Origin of the sequence: Timaviella obliquedivisa GSE-PSE-MK23-08B, assembly GCA_019358855.1 — a bacterium.
Taxonomy (GTDB): Bacteria; Cyanobacteriota; Cyanobacteriia; order Elainellales; family Elainellaceae; genus Timaviella; species Timaviella obliquedivisa.
The window spans coordinates 237072-254298 of sequence record JAHHII010000006.1 but is presented as its reverse complement, the minus strand read 5'-3'; the positions used below and the strand labels follow the sequence as shown (position 1 = coordinate 254298).

Sequence of the window (17227 nt, the reverse complement as noted above, 5' to 3'; positions counted from 1 at the left end):
GCATTGGTAACCTTTGTGTAGCATCGGGAACCCGCGATAAGCTCTAGATGTCTGAAAGTTCTAGGTGTGTGGAAGTGTCAAATAATCCAATTAATATGCGTTGTTCTCCCGTTTTGCTGGCAGTGTTGACTGCTTCCGCAGCGTTTAGCTTTACTAGACCTGCCCAGGCTCAGGCTCCTGCCCTTGATCAACAGGCGACCCACAATTGGGTCGCTGCAAGCTTTAATCCAACTGCTCTAGAACTGGACGAAGACCTAGAAGGCTTAGTGTTGCCGCTAGCGAACAAAGGGGCAGTAACCCCTGAACAGGTGCAGCCTGAGTTTAGTCGATCGACCGCCAATGCTTGGCTTGAAGTTGCACCGACTAGCGATCGCCAAGAGATTGCTCAAGCAACTCCAGTTCAACAGACCCAGCTTAACCCGCCGACTGCCGGAGACCAGGCTCCTATTCCTGAGCCTCCCGTTTCCCCAACCGACTTACCCACCCAACCTACTGATCCTGTGGTGCCGGTTCCCAATCCTGTTCCATCGCCTGTTATTCCAGATCCAGTAGTGCCCCCTACTCCCGTAGATCCAGGGACTCTAGACCCAACGGTGCCTATCCCCACAGATCCAGGAACTCCAGAAGCTCCCCAAGTGCCGCCTGCTCCATTGCCTCCCGGAACCTTACCTACTCCCTCAACCGCAGAACCCACAGCGCCCGAACCTCGGGTTTTGGTTGCTGAAGTGACGGTTGAAGGGGTTGAGGGCGACTTGCAAAATACGGTCTATCAGGCAATTCGCACGGTGGCAGGACGGACGACGACGCGATCGCAGCTTCAAGAAGACATTAACGCTATCTTTGCCACTGGCTTTTTCAGCAACGTCCGGGTTGCGCCTGAAGATACACCCTTGGGGGTGCGTGTTGCCTTCACCGTAGAGCCTAACCCTTCCCTTCGCAGCGTCCGCTTAGAAGGTAGTAGTGTTGAAACAATCACTTATCAGGGCGAAGAAGTGCCGACCCAAGCGGCGATCGATGGCATTTTCGGCTCGCAATATGGCAGAATCATCAACCTCAATGAGTTCCAGGCAGGGGTTGCAGAACTGAACAAGCTGTATCAAGATAACGGCTACGTGTTAGCCCAGGTTATTGATGCTCCCCAAGTTGCACCCGATGGTCAGGTGACTCTAGCCGTCGCGGAAGGAGAAATTGAAAACATTCAACTCCGCTTTTTAAACCGTGATGGTGATGCCACAGATGACCAGGGTGAGCCAATTCGCGGAAGAACCCGTGATTTTATCATCACCCGCGAGTTTGAATCACAGCCAGGAGATGTGTTCAACCGCGATCTTATTCAAGCAGACTTGCAACGAGCATTTGCCCTCGGTATTTTTGAAGACCTGAGTCTATCGCTCAACCCTAGCCAAACCGATCCGCGTAAGGTTGAGGTCGTGGTTAACGTGACTGAACGACGAACAGGCAGTATTGGAGCTAGTGCGGGCTTAAGCTCCTCTTCAGGATTGTTTGGTGCTATCAACCTGACGGAATCTAACCTGGGTGGCAATAACCAGAGCGTGGGCGCACAAGTGCAAGTCGGCGAACGCGCCCTCCTGTTTGACCTCAGCTTTACTGACCCCTGGATTGGCGGCGACCCCTACCGGACTTCGTATACGGTTAATGCGTTTGGACGGCAATCGGTTTCCCAGATTTTTGACGGTGGCTCTGACGAAATTCAGCTACAATCGACCGACTTAGATGAATTGAACTCTTTTGATGATGCCACTCGTCCTCGCATCTTCCGGTTAGGGACGGGGGTCACCTTTGCCCGCCCCCTAGATAATGGCTGGCGTGCATCGTTGGGCGCACAGGTACAGCGGGTAACAATCCAGGACGGCGATGGCGATCGCGTGGACAGCGATCGGCGCTTCATTAACGAAGACGGTGAGGTTGTCAATCGGGCAACGGGCAGAGACCTCACTTTTACGAGTGATGGAGTAGATTACCTCGCTACCCTGCAATTTTCTGCTTCTCAGGATCGTCGGAATAATCCAACTGCCACCACCAGTGGTTCTTTACTTCGCTTCAGCACTGAGCAATCTCTTCCCTTAGACGGTATCCTATTTAATCGTCTCCGAGCTAGCTATAGTTACTTCATTCCTACGAGTTTGACTCGGTTCACTACAGGCTGTCGGCAAGAGGATCGGACTCCTACTGATTGCCCTGAAACCATTGCCCTCAGCGCCCAAGTTGGGACAGTCTTAGGAGATTTGCCGCCCTACGAAGCCTTTGCCTTGGGCGGAGACGGATCGGTACGAGCCTATGATGGTGGAGAAATTGGCAGTGGGCGCAGCTTCGCTCAAATTACCGCCGAATATCGCTTTCCGATTGTTTCGATTGTTAGCGGCATTCTGTTTGTCGATGCTGCCAGTGACTTAGGGAGCGGCGATAGCGTTCCGGGTAACCCTGCAGGCGATCGCGGCAAGCCCGGTAGCGGCTTTGGCTATGGCGCAGGACTCCAAGTTAACTCGCCTCTGGGTCAAATCCGCGTCTTCTATGGCATTGCCGACGATGGCAGTAACCGCTTCTCTTTTGGTCTAGGGGAGCGGTTCTGATGATTCGTTGCGAAGACGAGCGCCCGTATCCAGATTCGGCTCCCTCAAGTTTCCAACAGAGAACCTTGGCAGGAAGCTTTGAGCGATCGGGCGTGGGACTCCATTCTGGTGCAGTGACACAGGTACGAGTTCTCCCTGCGGCAGTGGGGCAAGGTCGCTATTTTGTCCGAACCGATCTGCCTGAATCGCCTATTATTCTGGCTCGCACTGCTCAGTTACATCAGACTCGGCTTTCAACAGAACTGGCACAAGGTTCGGCTTCAGTTCGCACCGTGGAACATTTGTTGGCAGCCCTCAGCGGCATGGGAATAGACAATGCTCGGATTGAAATTGATGGGGCAGAAGTACCTTTATTGGATGGTTCAGCACAAGAGTGGGTCAGCGCGATCGCCGAGTCAGGCATCCTTCTGCAAGAGGGCGATCGTCCTGTCTATGCCATCTCTGAGCCGATTTGGGTGCATTCTGGAGATGCTTTTGTAGCGGCACTACCTGCCCCTCACCTGCGGTTTTCCTATGGCATTGACTTTGAATTAGTCGCCATTGGTCAACAGTGGCACACCTGGCTGCCAGGGCAGGAAAGCTTTGAACTGGCGATCGCTCCGGCACGCACCTTTGGGCTAGCCCATGAAATTGACCACTTGCGCAGTTTAGGTCTGATCAAAGGCGGTAGTTTAGAAAATGCGCTGGTGTGTGGTGCTGAAGGATGGCTGAACCCGCCCTTGCGATTTCCAGATGAGCCAGTGCGTCATAAGCTTTTAGACTTAATAGGAGACTTGAGTTTATTGGGCAGTTTTCCTTGTGCCCATATTCTGGCGTACAAGGCAAGTCATCAATTGCATACCCAATTGGCGCAGCGTCTCACTCAAGTCCTCCCGTTAGCTTAAAAATTCTCGTTATTCGCACCTCAACCCATGGCAATATTGACTGAAGCTCCCTCAAACACACACATTGTTCCCGACCTCGATCCTAACGATGTTCCCCAGCCCTCGGTTCTAACGATCGAAGACATTCATCGCTTGCTGCCGCACCGTTACCCTTTTTCCCTCGTCGATCGCATCATTCGCTACGTCCCTGGTAAAGAAGCAGTCGGCATCAAAAACGTGTCGTTCAATGAACCCCACTTTCAAGGACACTTTCCTGGAAAGCCCATCATGCCTGGTGTGTTAATTATTGAAGCGATGGCACAAGTGGGCGGCATCGTGGTCACTCAAATGCCCGATTTGCCCCCAGGTTTGTTCATGTTCGCAGGCATTGACAAAGTGCGGTTCCGTCGCCCAGTTGTTCCTGGTGACCAACTGGTCATGACCGTGGAACTGCTTTCGGTCAAAGCGCGTCGTTTTGGTAAGATGCAGGGTCGTGCTGAGGTGGATGGGCAACTCGTTGCTGAAGGGCTGCTCACTTTCTCGCTAGTAGACCTATAATTCGCCTATTCCACTGAATTCCGTACTCTTCTATCCACCTGTCCCACTTTGACTATTACCTTGATCCATCCCACGGCTGTGATTTCTCCCGGTGCTGAACTGCATCCAACAGTACAGATCGGGGCGTATGCAGTTATTGGTGAAAAAGTGAAAGTGGGTGCAGGCAGCGTGATTGGGCATCATGCCATCTTAGAGGGACGGGTAGAAATTGGCACAGGAAACCATATTTTTCCGGGGGCTGCCATTGGGCTAGAGCCGCAAGATTTGAAGTACGACGGTTCACTAAACCTTGTTAAGATTGGCGATCGCAATGTTATTCGTGAATATGTCACCATTAACCGCGCCACCTGGGCAAACGATGCGACGGTGATAGGCAACGATAACCTGCTGATGGCATACGTTCATGTGGGGCACAACTGCGTCATTGAAGATCAGGTGATTATTTCTAATAGCGTTGCTCTCTCAGGGCATGTCCACATTGAATCTCGTGCTCGGATCAGCGGCGTTTTGGGTGTTCACCAATTTGTTCACATTGGGCGCTTAGCTATGGTGGGGGGCATGAGTCGCATTAACCGCGATGTGCCGCCCTACATGATTGTTGAGGGCAACCCAGCCAGAGTGCGATCGCTTAACAAAATTGGTATTCAACGAGCCGACGAAACCGAGACTCTGCAATCCCTCAAAAAAGCTTTCCGTACCCTTTACCGCTCAGGGCTTTCCTTTACCGAAGCCCTGGAACAACTCGAACTTCTCCCCCAAAACGAAGCCCTAGACCATCTTCAGCAATTCCTCAGGCTCAGCCGCTCTCCCGGCAGACGCGGCTGCACTCCTGCTAAACGATCCCATACTCTAGATGAGTAGATTCTGCCCCAAATCCTAACGATTACCCCACAATGACCATTCGTCAAACTGAAGGACAACGGGCAAGAAATCTGAACATCTTCATCAGCACGGGCGAAGTCTCCGGCGATCTTCAGGGCGCTCTTCTTATTGAATCCCTCTATCGCCAAGCTCTAAGCCAAGGCGTAACGCTTGAAATTACGGGGTTAGGGGGCGATCGCATGTCTCAAGCGGGTGCCACTCTCCTTGCTGACACCACCACGATTAGTTCCATCGGCATTCTCGAATCCATTCCTCACATTTTCTCTACCCTCCAGCTTCAGCGCCGAGCCAAACGCCACCTGCAAATCCATCCTCCCGATATCGTCATTCTGATTGATTACTTTGGCCCCAACCTTGGCATTGGCGGCTTTATCCGTAAATTCCTCCCTCACGTCCCTACCGTTTACTACATTGCTCCCCAAGAGTGGGTTTGGTCTTTCAGCGATCGCAACACCCAGCGCATTCTCAGCCTGAGCGATCGCCTCCTTGCCATCTTTAAAGGTGAAGCAGAGTACTACCAAAAAAAAGGTGGTAACGTCACTTGGGTTGGGCATCCCTTAGTCGATGGCATGGTCACTGCTCCTACTCGCCTAGAAGCGCGTCAAGCCTTGGGGATCGCGTCTGATCAACTGGCGATCGCCTTGATCCCCGCCTCTCGCCTCCAAGAAATTAAGTATGTTCTGCCCATCATTTTTGCCGCAGCCCAACAAATTCAGGCAAAGCTGCCCCACGTCCATTTTTGGATTCCGTTGTCTTTAGAAACTTACCGAGCGCCATTAGAACAAGCGATTCAGCAGTACAGACTGCAAGCAACCCTAATCTCAAAACAATCTCATTCCTCTCAAACTGTCATTGCAGCGGCTGATTTGGCGATCGCTAAGTCTGGCACCGTCAATCTTGAAACAGCACTGCTCAATGTTCCTCAAGTCATTACTTATCGGCTCAATGCCGTTACCGCTTGGATTGCCGAACACATTCTTAAACTCGCCATACCCTTCGCCTCGCCGCCTAACCTAGTGCTGATGGAGGAAATCGTCCCTGAACTTCTCCAAGCTAATGCAACGCCAGACCGGATTGCTCAAGAAGCTCTAGAAATTCTTTCTAGCCCAGAGCGTCGCGCCACTATGCTGGCAGGATACCAACGGATGCGGCAAGAGCTAGGAGCGGTAGGCGTGTGCGATCGCGCTGCCCACGAGATTTTAGGGATGGTCAAAAGGAATGGCGATCGCTAGAAGCTGCCCCTAATAATCACAAATTTGTAACCCCTACTTGCAATTCACCAAACTCTATCTTAGGGTCATATAAGCTAAAGCCCAAATCGGCTTTAATACCAAACTAAACTGGTTTTAGTTCAATTCCGTTGGAATGAAGAATGAATCAAGCGAGCCGAGTTTGAATCAGCCTTAGCATTTAGGTCTGTTCCCCTAATCCTCAAAAAAGAACAATTTTGTAACTCAAGGTTGGCGCTAGTTCAAATTTGAGCTATTCTCTCACAATAAAGTTGTTTAGATTGCCATTAAGAGGTATCAATATGGAGTCTGAGATTATGCAAGATACCAACTCGCCAGAATACGTAACGGAGCAAATAATCATGAATGATAACGAAGAACGGGGAAGTCTGACTTCTTACTCGTCGTCTGAAACTAACGAGCAATGGAAAGAAGCCACCGATAAAATCTCAACATTCCTAGCAAATTTGCCCGACTATTTGACAGAATTCTTTGGAGAATATCGCCGTCCCATTATTACTGTCAGTCTTGTGATTGCATCCATTATTGCAGTCAAGCTTTTGTTGGCAATTATTGGAGCAATTAATGATATTCCTTTGTTATCTCCGTTATTTGAGTTAGTAGGCATCTCTTACTCTGCTTGGTTCATTTACCGCTATGCATTGAAAGAATCTACTCGCAAAGAATTGGGTGAAGGATTTGAGGCTCTTAAAGAGCAAATTTTAGGTAAGCGCTCTGAGATCTAAACTCTGACTAACTCCTGACAGGTATCTCAAAAGGAGCTTGTTTCCATAGCCCTTCTCCTGTTTGGGGAGGGGGGCTATTTTGATGACAGAAAGTTCTGTTTGTTCAAGGAACTGTTGGTTTAATGACCCTAGTTTAATGACCACGAAAGGGCTGAAGAGGCGATTCCTGCTCCTAGTTATGCCGCCTACAGCATTGATACCTGCTACGCCATGAATAAAGTCAAAAGTCAGGTAGACAAAAAATAGCCTGACCTCATAAGCCCCCGAGGTCAGGCAGTTTAACTGCAAGGACGCTTTCCTAACCAGAAAAGCTAAAACAACAGAATTGCCCCCTAGTTGCTTAGCTCTCCCGAATGCGTTCTTCAGAATTGCTTTGATTGTGTCCTAAGCGGCACTAGAGCCACGTCCTCATAAGCACTGAACTTGTTTTCTGAAAGCCAGAAAAAATCAGTGGATATACTTTTATCGAGCATGGGACAATGAGTCATTGTCAGTTCTTGAGAAATTACTCCTCGCATTATCCGCAAGTCGATCGATTAGATTTACCGAGCTTCTCCGTTAGCCTTTTATGCTGATTCCTCTGACAAATTTGAAGAACTCATTCCTCTAACCGGATGTCTCAACGGGCTGACTTAGGACGCATTGCCAATGTGTCGGATATTTACTTGCCAGAGTACAACCTGTGTGTGTCCGATTATCCTTATGTGCGGCGGGATATTTTTCTAGAGATTAGCCGTAAGTTGGGGCAATAGTCAGGAAATTCTGATTCTGGTTCGGTTCTTACTTTTTCCCCTTTATCCAAGGAATCATCGGGTCTTGGGCGAGGTGCTTAGAAATTGCATAGGCTCCATAGCGATTAAGGTGGCTAGGGTCGGAGAAGTAGCGGTGTGCTGTGACCCAGCGATCGCCCAAATCTCTAAACGTAAACCCACTTGATTGACTCATTGAAAGGCTTAACATAGACTGCTTAAATTGTTGCTCATATTCCGATCGCACGGAGTCCAAATACTGGTCGGTCAAAGGCAGATTAACGAACACGACTGGAATTTTTTGAGCCTGAGTAAACTGAAGCAACGATTGCAAAGCCGCCTCTTGCTTGCCCGCAATTTGGAACTGCTCGTAGTCACTATCATAAGAGCCAGCAACTTTGGCGTACTTTTGATAGTAGGTTGCCGGGTTAAACTGCAAAGGTAGGGAAAGAAACCCGTCGCTGTTTACCAGCGGCTCACTAGGTTTAGGCGCTGGGGTGGAGCCAGTGTGCTGAGGCGATTGAACGGGGGCAGTCATTCCTTTAGGCTCAATTGGCACAGACTGTGGTAGAAAAGCCCCAAATTGCTGCTGAAAGAGATTTTTTAAGCGATCGCGCTCTGAGTAGGTGCCCGAAATATTGGACAACTGCTCGCTAAACTTGCGATCGATCGTGGCATAGCTCTCGGTCAAGGTTTGGTTAATGCTGCTCCGGGGAGCGATCGGGGTGTCGGTGGGTGCATCCGGTGCAAGAGCCGTTTTAGGAATGGGCAACGTACCCGCCATCAGTTGACGGTAAGCCTCAGACGACACAATTCCCTCGTAGGTCGCGTCTACCGAACCGCTGTTCAATGCCCGTGCCCCATCTGCCCACAAAATCATCCGGGGAAGCTGTTCGGGGGTTAAAATTTTCTGAACCAATAGCTCGACAACCTGAGCCGTTGCACCATTGATACCGAAGTTGAAGACCTTAACGTTGGCATAGCCTAAGTCGGCTAAGGCTTCTTTTAGCGCGATCGGATCAACGCCCCGAAGTGCCCTAGAACTACCGACTATCAGCACATCTGGTGTACCAAATTTTTCTAAATACTGATAGTAAAGCTGGATCTTTTCGTCTATTTGGCGGCTGTTAAAGGTTGGTAAAGGCAACTGGGTCAGGAGCGCAGCAGTAGCAAGATCGGCTTTTGGATTGGGGGGCGTGTAGGGCAAGGATGGCAAGATTGGCGCAGCAGTAGAATCCGTGCCTGTGCTGATAGAGCCTTTAGTCGCAGGTTCGGAGGCAAGTTGGGTAAAGCTGTCGGAGTTGAAAACATCCTCATTTGGAGGCTGAGGAGAAGCTGTGGGCGCGGAGATGGCTGGGCTGGATGTAGAAACGACAATAGGCTGTGTCTGTGCCACCGTTTGCTTGGGCTGGGCACGCACAACTTGACCTAACAACCAATTAGTTTGAAGCGTCAATACAATCCCGATCGCGCTCCAAACCAGGGCAACTTTCGTTCCTTGGTAGCTGACTTGTCCGGGGAGGGCGATCGCTGTTTGAACTTCTGGTGGTACCGTAAAAAGCTGCGATCGGGTCAATGCATTCTGAGCCATGGCATGGAGCCAGTTTCGCGACTTCTGCCAAGTGACCTGAATCTCGGTCAAGGGCAAGTCTAAATCTTCTTCTTGAGGCAGTAGGTCATTGAGATGATCTGCTGTAGCGAGGAACTCTGGCATGGATTCGGGTTCGAGGCAATCGCGGCTGATAAAGTCTGACCCGAACTGCCATAGAGGATGCTTCTCGCCCGATCGCCGCCCATAAATGCGCACCCCAGACAAGTGAGGAATCTGAAGCGGCTCTAAAAACCGAGTTACTGTCCGACACACCTCTTGCTTATCCGGACAAAGATAAGCCTCGCTCATAATGTGCAGCAGATCGTTTTTTGGCAAAAGCTGAAGCCGCGTCCCGCCGGTTGATAAGTACTGCTCCAAATTAGGATTGAGCAAGCGATGGAGCAAGAAGGCGATCGCCCCCCAATCTTTTTTCTGTGCCAATGTCAACACAGGCTCTGCTAACTCCGAATGCACTGACGCAGGCAAATCTAGCCGTTCCACCCATTCTGAAGCCTCGCTTCCTTTCACCTGCCCAGATAAGGTGGCAGCGTGAATGCCTTGAGGTGCAAGGGCTTCCAAGAACAGACCTACTTCCGCACGAATTTGCTTTTGATCAGGAACTGTCGTAGAAAGAGGCAAGGTAGCACAATATAAATGCAGCGTTGAGTCGGTCAAGGTTGCTGTACAAACTTGAAAGCCAATAGGTTGCAATGCCTGGCTCAGTAATCGTTGAATTGCCTCTGCATCGCCCCACCTTGCCCAGTCGCGCAGCATTTCCCCTGATGGGGTCAGGTCTACTCGTAACAGCCAGTCAGTTTTGGTTTCGCCTAACACCCGAAACATGATGACAGCATCGCGGAAACCCTCAACCTCTAAGTCGCGGAGCTTTTGGGTCAAAGGTTCGCTAATTAAAGATGATTCTGGACTGTAGGGCGCTTCGCACATTACCCAAAGCCGCTTCATTGTCCATAAATCGGGGGCATCGGGCACATCATGGATGGCAACAGCAGGTGCATAAGGGAGAGTTTTGGCGCTCACTTGCACTGCAACGCCCAAGTCGATCAGGGCTTCGCTGAGGTAGAGAGCGATCGCCATTTCGTTGCCGCGCTTTGCCAAATTGCGGTTAGAGAGGAACAGAGCCGCTTCTTCTGCGGTTGTAATAAAAGGATCAGAAGCTTCTGGCAACAGGGGCTCTTTTTGTTCCTCTAGCTCTTTTGCTGCCCTAACTGGCTCTGGCTGTGGCGAAAGCTGTAGGGAGCGCTTGAGTTGTTCTAGGTGGCGATCGAGTTGGTCTAGGTGAATTGAAGCTTTCCAGTCTGGAGCAGGTTGTCCTCCTAGCCGTCCATAAAGCTGAATTCGATAAATCTGTGGGTGATAAGCTGGAATTAAGGCGTTGAGGTCTTTTTTCTGAAGAGCAGGAATCAACCGTAACTGAATGTCGGTGCGCCTGGGGCAAGGTTCTCCTTCACAAAGAATGCGTAGGTCATTGCCTCGAACTTGTAGCTTGAGCCGCATTCCGGGTAAGCCGATCGTTTCGATAATCCATCGACCTAACGATGATTCTTGACCTGAGAAGGAGTACTTTTGAGCAGTGTTGGACATGAAAACCCTACCGCTTTCGCGGATTTCACAGACGCTGGAGCATAGCGATAAAGCATACCCTCAACTTGGCAATACGGCATAAGTCTCACGTTATCTTAATGATGTTTTACCATAAGCTACAGCAGTGGGCATTGGGAATCAAGAGAAGTTTGGACTTTAAATTAGGAGACGCGAGGGCGGTTGTAACGATGAAGACATCAAAACAATGGGCAGGGGTTTGGGTGGGCTTGGGCACAACTCCCATCCTGCTAGGGCTATTGGGGGCGAGAGCGATCGCCACAGCAATACAAGAGTTAGGAGTAGCGAGTGAGGAAGTTTTTCGGGGCGATCGGTTACCCATTCTTAAAATCACGCCTCCTAACTCTCACTTGGTCGATTCTGAGTGAATTAGATCCTGAGTAAACTTCAGAGATATTTCTTCTCTATGCATTTACTCTATGCATTTAAAGTTCTGACTGCTTCGGATCAATTTTATTGATCGACTCAGTTGGCTCGGTCGGCTCACTCAGGTCAGTCGGCTCACTCAGGTCAGTCGGCTCACTCAGGTCAATCGGCTCAACTGGAGGCTGATCTCCCTTCTTCGGAATTTCGGGTAGAGCAGGCGAAATCTGGATATCTGTAGGCGACTCTATAACGGGCTGAAACTCATGTGCAGGACTGTAAGTTGCAGTGGGGGATGGAGCGATCGGTTGGGGGGAAGGTAAGTTTGGTGGCTCAGAGCCTAAGTCTTGAGATGGGTTCAACCTGGGTGATTCAGTCGGAACGGAGCGAGCAGGAGTAGGAACGGGGCGAGCAGGACTCGAGCTTTTCTCTGCTACTTTGGTTGGAAGTTTGGGGCTGGGCTTCGGTCGCTCTCTGTTTTGGGTGGTGAAAGTACTGTCGATCGGTAAGCTGAGCAATGCCAAAATTTGCTGAATGTCTGCCGGAGCTTGTTGCTTTTGCAGCCAAACGACAGCATCACGATTGTTAGTCTGAATCGCTTTCATTAACGTGCCCCAGCGCAGAACATCGGCTTCACCAGGATTGACCAAGAGAGAAGCTTCAACCCGTGGTAGAAGATGATCGGCGTTAGTGTTGAGAAAATTGACGATGTCGTGACCATTTTGGTGAGTAGTTTTAAGTTGGCTCAGGGCTTTTGTCCAACGACCATCCATCAGTAGCGCCAAGATTTGCTGGGTAGGGCTTGCCCAAGTTCGGTCGGCTTGTGCCTTAGTAGCTTGGACATGAAGTTTGACTAGATCTAGTTGAGACTGAGCAGCGGCTGACCAAGCGTTGTTCTGTTTGACAAGTTCTAAAAGCTCTTTTGCCGATGCCCACAAACCATTTCGTGCTAGCAGCAATGCGTTTTCGTAGGTGCGCCCTTTAATGGCAGGCTGGGTCAGAGCGATCGCCACCAGTTGCAATGCCTCTGCCATCGACTTCCGCGCTTTAATCTGATACACCTGGAAATGCGGTTCCAAACCCACCGTTTGATTAACCAAAAGTTCTGTTCGAGCATCTCCCGTAATTTGCTGCCAGCGGGGCAGTTCTCCAGCGGGGCTTGTCCACGTAAGGAGGGTCTGAAAGCGCGCCCGAATTGGGTCATAGTGCAACACTCGTCCATAAGCAACTTGGCTACCACTCCGTGCCCATTCGCCACTAATTTGGAGCCAAATGCCTAAAGCTGGAGCTTTGCCTTCAACAAAATCGACTTCGTTTAAAGCTAAGAGACGATCGGAGCCTTGAATCATTTGAGCCGATGCTGTCAGAGGAGCGATCGCCTTTGCTTCACTAGGGCCCTCGATCGCAATTCGATCTTTCAACTCAAAAACAGTCTTTTCTGCTATCTTTATTTCTCGGTAGACCCGGAGCTCAGTCAGTGCCTCCAACATCGAAGAAGCGTAGATGGGTAGCAGGAAGTCCTTTTGACCCAATGCCCCTTTTTGAAAGCCAGGATAAGTGCTGATGTAAAGCGGACTTCCTACAAAAACTCCTGCTTTGTACGCCTCCGCCTGAATTTCCTTCAAAGTTTGGGCAGAATGCTCTGCTCCAGGCGGCTGATTTCCAGGAAACCAGTTCAGCTTGGGGTTAAAGATGAACTGTGCCGCTAGAAAGCCACCGCCGCCCACCCCGACAAGAGCGCTGAGCAAAAGTGTTGTCACTAGAAGATTGACTTTCCAACCGCCTGTTTTTTGTGGATGAGCTTGGGGCATGGGTTGACGCAGTGTGCGTTGCCAAAAAGGTTGGGGATGAGTAACCAGAACGCTGACTTTGGGGCGATCGGGCGGAGCACATTGGACAGCGAGTTGCTCTGAGACGAATATCTGCACTGGATGGGTAGGTTGGGAAAGCGTCGGTTGCTCCGAAACCAACACTTTGACCTTAACAGGAACTTTAACGGGAACTTGACTCAGCACCCGACCTTGAAGCCGACTTGACCGCAGGGACGGAATAGGAGCAGATCCTCTGTTTCTCATACTTCTAGAATGGTTCGACTGTTTCTCATACTTCTAGAATTACTCGACTTTTCCGGGTTAATTTCACGACTCATTTCAACCTCAACTTAAAACACACGTTGTTTATCCGGTGCCCACGATCGCCTGTTCATACCGCTGACCCGCTTGTTCCCAAGTATATTCGCGTTCTACCAGCGCTCGTGCTTCTCGTGAAAGGTGTTGCCGAAGTTGAGGCTCTTCAAATAGCCGACCGATCGCCCCACAGTATTCCTCAATTTGGTTTGCTCTTAGGGCACGCAAGGGACTGCTTCCATCTACCGCCAGTCCTTCTAAGCCGCGATCGCTTCCCACCACGGGCGTTCCCGCCGCCATCGCCTCCAATGTCTTATTTTTGATGCCAAAGCCCGTTCGCATGGGCACGACGCAAACCGTCGCCTGATGGAGATACTCCACCATTGAAGGCACTTTGCCCGTCACCCAGATGCCAGGATGATTGGCTAATTCCAGAACTTCGGGCACCGGATGAGCGCCAACGAGTTCTAAGGTCGCCTCCGGGTATTGCTGCCGAATGTTTGGAAAAACTTCACAGCTGAAAAATCTTGCCGCATCAATATTAGCAACGTTATCCATTGCGCCCATAAAGACGAGGCGATGACCGCCAGGATCAGCAGTGCGATAGGGAAAGTGGCTAAAATCTACGCCGTTGGGAATGACGGCGATGGGTGCATGGGGACAAAATTCTTGAATTTGCTGCCGATCGTCGGGAGTCGTGACAACAAGGGTGGAGAACTTAGTACAGTAGCGGCGTTCGTAGCGTTTAAGCAGAGGCAGATTAAGACGATCGCGCCAAGCATTTTCAGACGTTTGGGTTTCAAGCTGATTTTTGCAGGTGCCGTAGACAGAACTGTGAATATCAACCACTGTCCGCAGGTGCGATCGCCATTCAGGGCGCACAAAAATCTCGTTAACGCTGTGTTCACAGGTAATCACGTCAAACTTGTTCGCTGCAACTGAAGCATCAATCCAGTCCTGTGCTTCTTTAAGGTGAAGTCCCTGGACATTGGGCGGCGTACCATTCAGGGCAAATTGCCCAAAACGCTGAAGCTTTGCGGCAATACCGCCTCCGCCATCTGGACGACGCGGAAATACTTTGAGATCCCCTACCCAGTCGCTCAGTCCTGCAATTTCCTCATCGGTGACATCAGGCGATCGCTGGGTCATTAGAGTCACGCAATTATTTTGTCCTAAATACTTAAGTAGATTAAACGTCCGCACCTGAGTTCCACCTCGGGAAGGCGGGTAGGGAAAAGTCGAGGAGAGCATCAAAATATTCATGGACAGAAATCGCTGCGGATAGCTGAAATGAGCGGACTGCGATTCTACAGCCTGATTCCGTTACCTCCACAGAGCCTCTGGGAACCATAGAGCCGTCGAACGCAAGCTTAAGATTCCCAGACTTTTTAGTTCGAGATCATCTCAAGTTGACCTCTTAAGTTAACCTCTGTGGAGTATTGACCGTGCCCAAAATTAGCGTTTGTATTCCCACGTATAACCGTGTTCATTTGCTGCCCCAAGCAATTGACAGCGTGCTGGAACAAACCGAATTAGATTTTGAACTGATCGTCTGTGATGACGGTTCTACAGATGGTACCGCAGAACTATTGGCGCAGTATGCCGATCCCAGAATTCACTACATTCGCCATCTGCAAAACATTGGTAAGAGCAACAACATGCGATCGGGGTTTGAAGCTGCAACCGGAGAGTACTTCATCAAGTTTGATGATGACGATCGCCTTACCCCTCAGTTTCTGGCTCAGACTGCCGCAATTTTGGATGACAATCCTCCAATTGATTTTGTCAGCACCGATCATTGGGTGATTAATAGTGAGGGCGATCGGGATTTGCAAATGACAGATGCCAATTCTAAAAAATGGGGACGCACTGAGCTACCCAACGGCAGAATCAAAAGTCTATTAAAAGTGGTGTTTGTCCAACAATGCCTACAGATCGGCGCAACCTTATTTCGGCGGCAAGCCTTGTTAGATGTGGGTTACATGCGCCCCAACATTCAAAACTGCGAAGATAATGATTTGTTAGTGCGCCTGGCACTGGCAGGAAAGCAGGCGTTTTACTGGGGCGATCGCCTGATGGAGTATCGGTTCCACGCTGAACAACAAGGCATCGATCGCGCTATTCCCTATCTCACAGACAAAATTTGCTATCTAGAAAACTTCCGCTTTGAAGAGCAGGATCTGGAAAAGGTGCGTCAAAAGCGCCTTGCTGAAACCCAGTTGCTGCTGGGGTTGCGGTTGATTGAAACGGGAGAAACCCAAACTGGGCGAACTTTAGTGCGGGCAGGCAAAACATCAAGCCCCACTAAACACTTAGCGGGGCTTGGACTATCTTTGCTGCCCTTAGGCTTCCGTCAGCAAGCCTTTCATCTTCTAAGACATATCAAAGCTTAGAAGAACTTACTTTTTAGGAGAAAGCATCATCATCATGTTTCGTCCTTCCCGCTTAGGAGCCTGCTGGACTTCAGCGAACTCTTGAAGATCCGTTGCCATCCGCTTCAGCAGCGTTTCAGCAAGGTCGCTGTGCTGAATTTCTCGTCCACGGAACATGATCGTTGCTTTGACCTTATCACCTGACTTTAGAAACCTTTCAGCCTGGGTCACGCGAACGTTGTAATCGTGGTCTTCGATTTTGTATCGCATTTTCACTTCCTTAACATCGGAAGTATGCTGCTTCTTGCGGGCTTCGCGTGCCTTTTTCTCTTGCTCAAACTTGAACTTACCGTAGTCCATAATACGGCAGACGGGCGGGTCAGCCTTATCGCTTACTAAAACAAGATCTAGTTCTTTTTCTTCTGCCATGCGCAGGGCATCCCGTGGCGTTAGGATGCCAAGTTGCCCACCGTCTGTATCAATGACCCTAATTTTTGGAAATCGAATCCGTTCGTTGATGGTTGGTAAATCGCGATTTTGCTTGATCAAAGCCATAGGGTATTTCTGATGTTTTTTGCTCTGTGAGTAAAGTGTAGGTTTACAGTTTGTAGCTTGACGTTACTTGAGTTAGACCTAGGATAACAATCATGTTAAGTCCCACTTAGAAAAGTGGAACTATAGATTTGTTACAGCCATTCTAGCGACCTTCTTTCGCCTTCTGTGCAGTTTTATTACCAGAGTTAATGCTGAGGTCGTGAATATTGGAATTCATAGTCTTACAATTCACACTCCTACAAATACAGCCCTACAAATTCTCAGCGCTGAACGTTGAGTATATCTTAATTGGATGAGCCATTATGGACGGTTGGGCTAAAGGTCTCAGAAGCTGGCTAGATATCTTTTTAGAGTCTCAGTGTCCACTCTGTAACCGATCTGCGCCTAGAGTGATTTGCTCTACCTGTGAGCGGCAGTTGCAGCAATGTCGATTAATCCAGCCGTATCAGCAAAGTTCTTTGCCGATCATAGCTTGGGGCGAATATGGCGGGGTGCTTAAACGGGCGATCGCCTCCCTTAAATATGAAAATCATCCTGAGTTAGCTCGTCCTTTGGGTCAGTGGCTGGGTCAAGCGTGGCTTAATGCTAAATTTCCCATCAAAAATTCTGTGATTGTCGTTCCTATCCCAATGCATCCTGACAAAATTGCGCAACGGGGTTTTAACCAAGCCGAACTGATTGCCCAATCTTTTTGTGAAGCCGCAGGTTTGCCGCTGAAACGCCATGGACTCGCTCGGATTCAAGCCACAGAAGCGCAGTTTAAGCTATCGCCCCAAGCACGGGAGCAAAACTTAGCAGGAGCCTTTGCCCTAGGAAAGGACTTTTTGCGGCAGCGCCCGACTGGGACAGTACTGCTGGTAGATGATATCTACACGACAGGGGCAACAGTCCGATCGGCGGCACAGGTGCTACGACGGCAACAAATTTCGGTCTGGGGCGTAAGCGCAGTGGCAATTGCTGGCAAGCGATCGGAATAAGGGAT

General features: G+C 49.9%; 14 protein-coding genes. 10 read left to right on the top strand and 4 right to left on the bottom strand.

Annotated elements, in window-relative coordinates:
- Positions 1–95: 95 nt before the first annotated feature.
- The 7 genes from KME11_13635 (at position 96) to KME11_13605 (ending at position 7621) form a co-directional block, all read left to right on the top strand.
- The gene (locus tag KME11_13635) at positions 96–2591 is read left to right on the top strand and encodes a BamA/TamA family outer membrane protein (GenBank protein MBW4516251.1); all 2496 of its coding nucleotides are present in this window, start codon (positions 96–98) and stop codon (positions 2589–2591) included.
- Entirely contained in the window at positions 2591–3475 is an 885-nt protein-coding gene (locus KME11_13630) for a UDP-3-O-acyl-N-acetylglucosamine deacetylase (protein MBW4516250.1), read from the top strand. Before KME11_13635 ends, KME11_13630 begins: the two co-directional genes overlap by 1 nt.
- Positions 3476–3502: 27 nt before the next feature.
- Positions 3503–4012: a 3-hydroxyacyl-ACP dehydratase FabZ gene (fabZ, locus tag KME11_13625; GenBank protein ID MBW4516249.1), complete on the top strand. Its 510-nt coding sequence runs from the start codon at positions 3503–3505 to the stop codon at positions 4010–4012.
- A 48-nt stretch (positions 4013–4060) separates the two neighbouring features.
- Positions 4061–4873, top strand: a complete 813-nt coding sequence (gene lpxA, locus KME11_13620; GenBank protein ID MBW4516248.1) for an acyl-ACP--UDP-N-acetylglucosamine O-acyltransferase — start codon at positions 4061–4063, stop codon at positions 4871–4873.
- A gap of 32 nt (positions 4874–4905) precedes the next feature.
- Positions 4906–6126 (top strand): lipid-A-disaccharide synthase, encoded by a 1221-nt coding sequence (gene lpxB, locus KME11_13615; protein MBW4516247.1) that lies wholly within the window; start codon positions 4906–4908, stop codon positions 6124–6126.
- Positions 6127–6485: 359 nt separating this feature from the next.
- Positions 6486–6869 (top strand): CAAD domain-containing protein, encoded by a 384-nt coding sequence (locus KME11_13610; GenBank protein ID MBW4516246.1) that lies wholly within the window; start codon positions 6486–6488, stop codon positions 6867–6869.
- A gap of 614 nt (positions 6870–7483) precedes the next feature.
- Positions 7484–7621 carry a hypothetical protein gene (locus tag KME11_13605; GenBank protein ID MBW4516245.1) on the top strand — a complete coding sequence of 46 codons (138 nt, stop codon included), beginning with the start codon at positions 7484–7486 and terminating at the stop codon, positions 7619–7621.
- Between the two features lie 28 nt (positions 7622–7649).
- On the opposite strand, the gene KME11_13600 is transcribed toward KME11_13605, so the two are convergent.
- Positions 7650–10811 (bottom strand): hypothetical protein, encoded by a 3162-nt coding sequence (locus KME11_13600; GenBank protein ID MBW4516244.1) that lies wholly within the window; start codon positions 10809–10811, stop codon positions 7650–7652.
- A gap of 188 nt (positions 10812–10999) precedes the next feature.
- On the opposite strand from KME11_13600, the gene KME11_13595 reads away from it, so the two are divergent.
- On the top strand, positions 11000–11197 hold the full coding sequence (locus tag KME11_13595; protein ID MBW4516243.1) for a hypothetical protein: 198 nt from the start codon (positions 11000–11002) through the stop codon (positions 11195–11197).
- A 57-nt stretch (positions 11198–11254) separates the two neighbouring features.
- Here the strand turns inward: KME11_13595 and KME11_13590 are convergent, their stop codons facing one another.
- Entirely contained in the window at positions 11255–13267 is a 2013-nt protein-coding gene (locus tag KME11_13590) for a hypothetical protein (protein MBW4516242.1), read from the bottom strand.
- A 102-nt stretch (positions 13268–13369) separates the two neighbouring features.
- Positions 13370–14581, bottom strand: coding sequence for a glycosyltransferase family 4 protein (locus KME11_13585; GenBank protein ID MBW4516241.1), 1212 nt, complete (start codon positions 14579–14581; stop codon positions 13370–13372).
- A gap of 182 nt (positions 14582–14763) precedes the next feature.
- On the opposite strand from KME11_13585, the gene KME11_13580 reads away from it, so the two are divergent.
- Entirely contained in the window at positions 14764–15711 is a 948-nt protein-coding gene (locus KME11_13580) for a glycosyltransferase (GenBank protein ID MBW4516240.1), read from the top strand.
- A gap of 6 nt (positions 15712–15717) precedes the next feature.
- Here KME11_13580 and infC read toward each other — a convergent pair whose 3' ends face one another.
- Complete coding sequence (infC, locus tag KME11_13575; GenBank protein MBW4516239.1) at positions 15718–16245, bottom strand: translation initiation factor IF-3; 528 nt, start codon at positions 16243–16245, stop codon at positions 15718–15720.
- 302 nt (positions 16246–16547) lie between these two features.
- On the opposite strand from infC, the gene KME11_13570 reads away from it, so the two are divergent.
- Positions 16548–17222, top strand: coding sequence for a ComF family protein (locus tag KME11_13570; GenBank protein ID MBW4516238.1), 675 nt, complete (start codon positions 16548–16550; stop codon positions 17220–17222).
- Positions 17223–17227: the final 5 nt, after the last annotated feature.

Bases quoted from the DNA above. Each gene is read 5' to 3' on its own strand.
- KME11_13635 (MBW4516251.1), top strand. From the start codon at position 96: ATGCGTTGTTCTCCCGTTTTGCTGGCAGTGTTGACTGCTTCCGCAGCG.
- KME11_13630 (MBW4516250.1), top strand. From the start codon at position 2,591: ATGATTCGTTGCGAAGACGAGCGCCCGTATCCAGATTCGGCTCCCTCA.
- fabZ (MBW4516249.1), top strand. From the start codon at position 3,503: ATGGCAATATTGACTGAAGCTCCCTCAAACACACACATTGTTCCCGAC.
- lpxB (MBW4516247.1), top strand. From the start codon at position 4,906: ATGACCATTCGTCAAACTGAAGGACAACGGGCAAGAAATCTGAACATC.
- KME11_13610 (MBW4516246.1), top strand. From the start codon at position 6,486: ATGAATGATAACGAAGAACGGGGAAGTCTGACTTCTTACTCGTCGTCT.
- KME11_13605 (MBW4516245.1), top strand. From the start codon at position 7,484: ATGTCTCAACGGGCTGACTTAGGACGCATTGCCAATGTGTCGGATATT.
- KME11_13600 (MBW4516244.1), bottom strand. From the start codon at position 10,811: ATGTCCAACACTGCTCAAAAGTACTCCTTCTCAGGTCAAGAATCATCG.
- KME11_13595 (MBW4516243.1), top strand. From the start codon at position 11,000: ATGAAGACATCAAAACAATGGGCAGGGGTTTGGGTGGGCTTGGGCACA.
- KME11_13590 (MBW4516242.1), bottom strand. From the start codon at position 13,267: ATGAGAAACAGAGGATCTGCTCCTATTCCGTCCCTGCGGTCAAGTCGG.
- KME11_13585 (MBW4516241.1), bottom strand. From the start codon at position 14,581: ATGAATATTTTGATGCTCTCCTCGACTTTTCCCTACCCGCCTTCCCGA.
- infC (MBW4516239.1), bottom strand. From the start codon at position 16,245: ATGGCTTTGATCAAGCAAAATCGCGATTTACCAACCATCAACGAACGG.
- KME11_13570 (MBW4516238.1), top strand. From the start codon at position 16,548: ATGGACGGTTGGGCTAAAGGTCTCAGAAGCTGGCTAGATATCTTTTTA.